Raw genomic sequence first — 4,352 nt, 5'->3', positions numbered from 1 at the left:
GAGCCGGCCGGAACTACAGTGAGTGAGCCGCATACCGATCCCGCTGTTTCCGGAGAATCGGGTCGCTCGGCTATGTGAGCGATCTCGAGCGAAGGTGGCGGAGCAGGTAGCCGCTGCGCTACGACCCGGCGCAGGCCATCGGCCACGAGAGCTCGCGTCAGCGCCGTTCGTCCTTGATGGCCTTGATCACTTCGGCGATGCCTGAATTCACCAGGGCGGCAAGCCGTTTGGTGTCGGCGGGCACGGCAACCGGTGGAGTGGCAGTAGTGATGGCGTAGCGGCCGTCGTCGGCGAGGTCTCGCCAGCCCAATCGGCTGCGGGCTACGCCGCGGGGACCGAAGCGGGATAGTCCCTGCGCGACTTCGATGATCCCCTCGCCGGTGGCGGGGGTGCGGAGGAATTGGTCGGCCAGGCGGTCGACGGTGTCGTCGAAGGTGTCCGCTACCAGCGACTGGCCATAGGAATAGTCCAGATCGGGGTTGCGGTCGCGCGGGGCGAGTACGACATCGGGGAGCTTGCCGGGGGTGGCCTCCGGGAGTTCGGCGATGAGGAGATCCGTGAGCTCCAGTGGACCGCATTCGCTGATGGTGTAACCGCCGCTGTGCCAAGCGGTTTCGCCGGGCAACTGCTTCAGCAGATATCCGTAGCCTTCGCGGCGGACCGCGAGCAGGCGGATCTGGCTGTCGGCGTCGTCGAAGTCGCTGCCCCACCCGTGCAGTTCGATCCGGATATCCGGCCGCGCAACGATATCCAGCACCGGTGCGACATCGTCGATCCTGCTGCCCAATTGCGCACGGAGTTCCCGTTTCTCGCGCTGGAAGTCCTCGTACAGCGGCGTGCTGCTGGTGAAGATGAACGGGGATGGAAGCACATCCGCCTCCACGGCCTCCCAAGCGACGACGAACTCGAGGTCGGTGAATTTCCAGGTTCGGGTCATTTCTCCACAGCTACTTCTCCACGACGGCCTTGCCTACCGCCGGCGGCTCACCCAGCGCCTCTTCCAGATGTTTGGTGGACTCGAGGTACTTGGGCCGCTTGGACTCCTTGCTCTGCCCTTGGCCCTGGCCGGCGCCCGCACCGGGAGAACCGGGCGCACCGGTCGCGGGCACACCGGCGCCCGGCATTCCGCTGAGGCGGCCGAGTGGCGAGGCCGGTCCGGCAGCATTCGCCCGGGGAAACAACCGCGCCGCGTCGGCTTCCTTCTGCAGTGCGGCAGCCGCGCTGCCGCTCAGCCCGGCACCACCGCCGATCTTGCTGGCACCACCACCGCCGGTAGTCGATGCACCCGACCCTCCGGGGAATGCCGGCGCGTTGGCTCGGGCCGCCGTCAGCCCGCTCGCCGCTGCTTGCTGCGCGGCTTGTGCGGCGGCCTGCAACGCGCTCTGGGCGCCGCCGATACCTTGCTGGGCGAGCCCGGCCGCTTGGCTCAGACCATCCACACCTGATGTCTGGGTGGCGGATTGGGTGGGATCAGCCGAGGCCGGAGTGGTTGCCGTGTAGTTCGGTGTCTCGGCCTGGGAGGCGGTGCGGTCGTTGACTCCCTGTGCGAGCTTGGACGGGTCGACCGGACTGTAGTTGGAGGCCGCGGTCGGAATGGTGCCGGTGCCGCCACCGCTGGGCATGGGGCCGGTGCCCCCGCCGGTGGGGATGGGGCCGGTGCCCCCGCCGCTGGGGGTGGTGTCCGTGCCGCCCCCCTTACCATCGGCGCCGGTGTCTTGTTTGCCATCCGGCTGTTCGCTCTTCGGAGTGGTTACCGGCAACTTGTCCATTGATGGAACGAACAGCGATGAAGTCTGGACGCCCTGAACATAGTTGTTTTCCATGTTCTGGCGATGTATCGCAAGATTTCGTTGGTTTGCGGCCGCCATATCGACGTTATATGACGAGTTACCGGTCAACGGATCTTGTGTGTATCCGGTTACCATCACCGGCTTCGGCGGATCAGGGTTTTGAGGCATACCGACCTTGGTATTCGCCAGCCATTCCGACGTGTATTCGAGGGTCTTACCCATATCATTGATTTGCGTCGCCAGGGCCTTTGCCTTCGTGTGGTAGTTCTCGACCGCTTTGACGGCTCCGTCTACCCCGTGTCCTTCCCACAGTGACTTGTCCACCGCGTACTCGGCGAGTGTTTTGCTGGTCTTTTTCAGCTCGTTCGCCATCGATTGCCACGCCAGCGCGGCGTCGAGCACCGGTTTGACGGCGTGCCCGGCCGTCTGACCGAGGTTGTACAGATCGCGCCACGACTGGCTGGCCGGGTTCTCGGGGTTTGGGCCGGATTCGAGCCGCCAGAGCTCCAGTGCTTTCACCTGAGTCTGATTCGATCCCATGGAGTTGACGAGTGTGTCCGGGAGCCCGGCAGGCTTGACGAATTGACTGAGCTCCGCCCGGCCCGGGGCCGAATCGACGATCTGGTCTTCCGTCAGCTTCTTGCCGCCGTTGATGAAATCGCGGCTACCGAAAGGTATTCCTTGTTCTTCCAGCTCGGAAGCTGATCGTGGCTCTTTACTCTTGACGGGTACCCCTTCGTAGTTGACGTCCATGTATTCGGTTTCCGGCGCCTTGCCGCGTTTCGGCATCTTGGTTTGAAATTTTCCGGCGTCGGCGGCCGATTTCGGCTTGATTCCATCCAGATCCGCGATCATGCTCTTTTTCAGAGCCGGATCCATATCGTGCGCGGAATCCAGGTCGACCTCGATATATTTCTTACCCGCATCCTTGAACGTATTCAGCATTTCGTCCAATGCGGTGCTGTGTGTCTGCAACACCTCGCCCAAGCCGTGGCGAGTGGCATTGAACAGGGTTGCCAGCGCCGAGCCGGACTTCAATTGACTCAACGGACTGAGAGGGTTAATACCGTTGAGTTTTTCCTGGATACGGCTGATTCCGGCGAGTGCGTTCACGCATTCCGTGGCCGCCTTCGTGGCGGCAGCGGGCTCGAACCGGAGCTTGCCGTCGGCCACCTGCTTGGCGATGTCTTTCCAGGGGTCCTCGGCCTTCTTGCCGGGGGAATTGACCGGGCCGCGAACCTCGGGCGCTTCGCCATTACCGCCACCATCGATCATCGGTGCCTCCAGGTGTGGGCAGCCGACTGGGGCAAGGCCGTGGTGTCAACCATGGGTCCGCTCCTGACTGTCGCCGAGAATTCGATCCAGTCTGGCATGGACATGCACCCGACCCATGATCGACTTCTCAGTGGTGGCAATGCGTTAACGTCTGGTCGATCTTCGCCCGCAGTACACTGCTCGACAAAACCCTTTGGGGTGTCGTAACGAGCCGGCACATCACAACTGATGAGGGGTGTTATGTGGACAGCCGCATCAAGGAGTGGCTCGATCTCGGTGGAGACCACTGAACAGGGTTTGCCGGTCGGCATCAAGGTCGAACGCGGTGAATTGCGTCGTCCCCCCGCCGAGTTGGCGGCCGAGATCGTCAGATTGTGTAAGCAGTCGGCGAATCGAGCCGGCCTCGCGCGCCGGGCGGAGTTGCGGGAGGCGGGGCTGAGCAGTGATGTTCTCGCGCTGACCGGGCTCCCCAAGCCGGAAGATGTTGCCCGCCAGGAGCTCATCGAAGAATCCGAGTACGAGGTCGAGCCGCAGAGTTGGTTGCGGTCGGTATGAGTAAGGCGATGGACGATCTCGAGGCGCGGGCGCAGCGCAGCCTCGAACGGCTGCGCGACCTCGCCGACGAGATGGGTGCGGTGCGCGGCCGCGAGACCTCATCCGACGGAGTCGTCACCGTCGTGGTCGACGGGAACGGCGCGCTCCAGGAGCTCGAATTGTCGGCGGGGATCGCGAAGTTGACTCCGGCCGAGTTCGAGCGGCTCGTGGTCGACACGGCGAGTCGTGCGGCGCAACGTGCTTTTGCCGAACGTGGCGATCTGGTTGCCGCGTTCAACGAAGAGGCCGCCGAGTAGAGGGGCGCTTATCACGACAATGACCCCTTACCACCAGTGGGTGGTTCCGCTGAGGCGTGGCCACGGTAACCCGCTACATTCAACAATGCGAAACAATCATCTGCCGGCAGTGAGGGTTTGCGATGAATAAAATAGTAGCTACGACCGATGCCATTCGCCGGTACGGTGACGCCTCCGCGGCCTTGGCGACCGATGTCGCGCTGGCGGGAGCGACGAATCAGGTCGCGACCATGGCTGCCGCGATACCGGTCTTCGGGCTGATCGGCCAGGACTTCCTGGCCACCTTCGCTGTCGCGCAGGCCAACAACCTGACCTCGGTGGCCGAGCTGGCGCATGTGCACGGAATGTCGGCGGTTGCCGCTTATGAGAGCGCGGCCCTCTACGACGGCACCGAAGCCGTCGCATCCGCCGATTTCGGGCAGATAAGCGGCTGATC

The 4,352-nt window shown here is 63.6% G+C and carries 5 protein-coding genes; 3 read left to right on the top strand and 2 right to left on the bottom strand.

The genetic code is table 11. The features are described 5' to 3' along the window. Window positions 1-157: 157 nt before the first annotated feature. Both ACQP2U_RS36120 and ACQP2U_RS36115 read right to left on the bottom strand, forming a co-directional pair. Entirely contained in the window at window positions 158-937 is a 780-nt protein-coding gene (locus ACQP2U_RS36120) for an ESX secretion-associated protein EspG (RefSeq protein ID WP_433711633.1), read from the bottom strand. Window positions 938-947: 10 nt separating this feature from the next. After that, complete coding sequence (locus ACQP2U_RS36115) at window positions 948-3,065, bottom strand: hypothetical protein (RefSeq protein ID WP_433711632.1); 2,118 nt, start codon at window positions 3,063-3,065, stop codon at window positions 948-950. A gap of 276 nt (window positions 3,066-3,341) precedes the next feature. Here ACQP2U_RS36115 and ACQP2U_RS36110 point away from each other — a divergent pair, with 276 nt between their 5' ends. The 3 genes from ACQP2U_RS36110 (at window position 3,342) to ACQP2U_RS36100 (ending at window position 4,350) form a co-directional block, all read left to right on the top strand. Then, on the top strand, window positions 3,342-3,620 hold the full coding sequence (locus ACQP2U_RS36110) for a hypothetical protein (protein WP_397047041.1): 279 nt from the start codon (window positions 3,342-3,344) through the stop codon (window positions 3,618-3,620). Then, window positions 3,617-3,916, top strand: coding sequence for a YbaB/EbfC family nucleoid-associated protein (locus ACQP2U_RS36105; RefSeq protein ID WP_433711630.1), 300 nt, complete (start codon window positions 3,617-3,619; stop codon window positions 3,914-3,916). The genes ACQP2U_RS36110 and ACQP2U_RS36105 overlap by 4 nt, the downstream gene beginning before the upstream one ends. Before the next feature lie 122 nt (window positions 3,917-4,038). Continuing rightward, window positions 4,039-4,350 carry a hypothetical protein gene (locus ACQP2U_RS36100; RefSeq protein ID WP_433711628.1) on the top strand — a complete coding sequence of 104 codons (312 nt, stop codon included), beginning with the start codon at window positions 4,039-4,041 and terminating at the stop codon, window positions 4,348-4,350. Window positions 4,351-4,352: the final 2 nt, after the last annotated feature.

Origin of the sequence: Nocardia sp. CA-084685 (assembly GCF_050955785.1) — a bacterium.
Taxonomy (GTDB): domain Bacteria; phylum Actinomycetota; class Actinomycetes; order Mycobacteriales; family Mycobacteriaceae; genus Nocardia.
The sequence above is the reverse complement of the archived record's forward strand: the minus strand, read 5'-3'. Positions and strand labels throughout refer to the sequence as shown.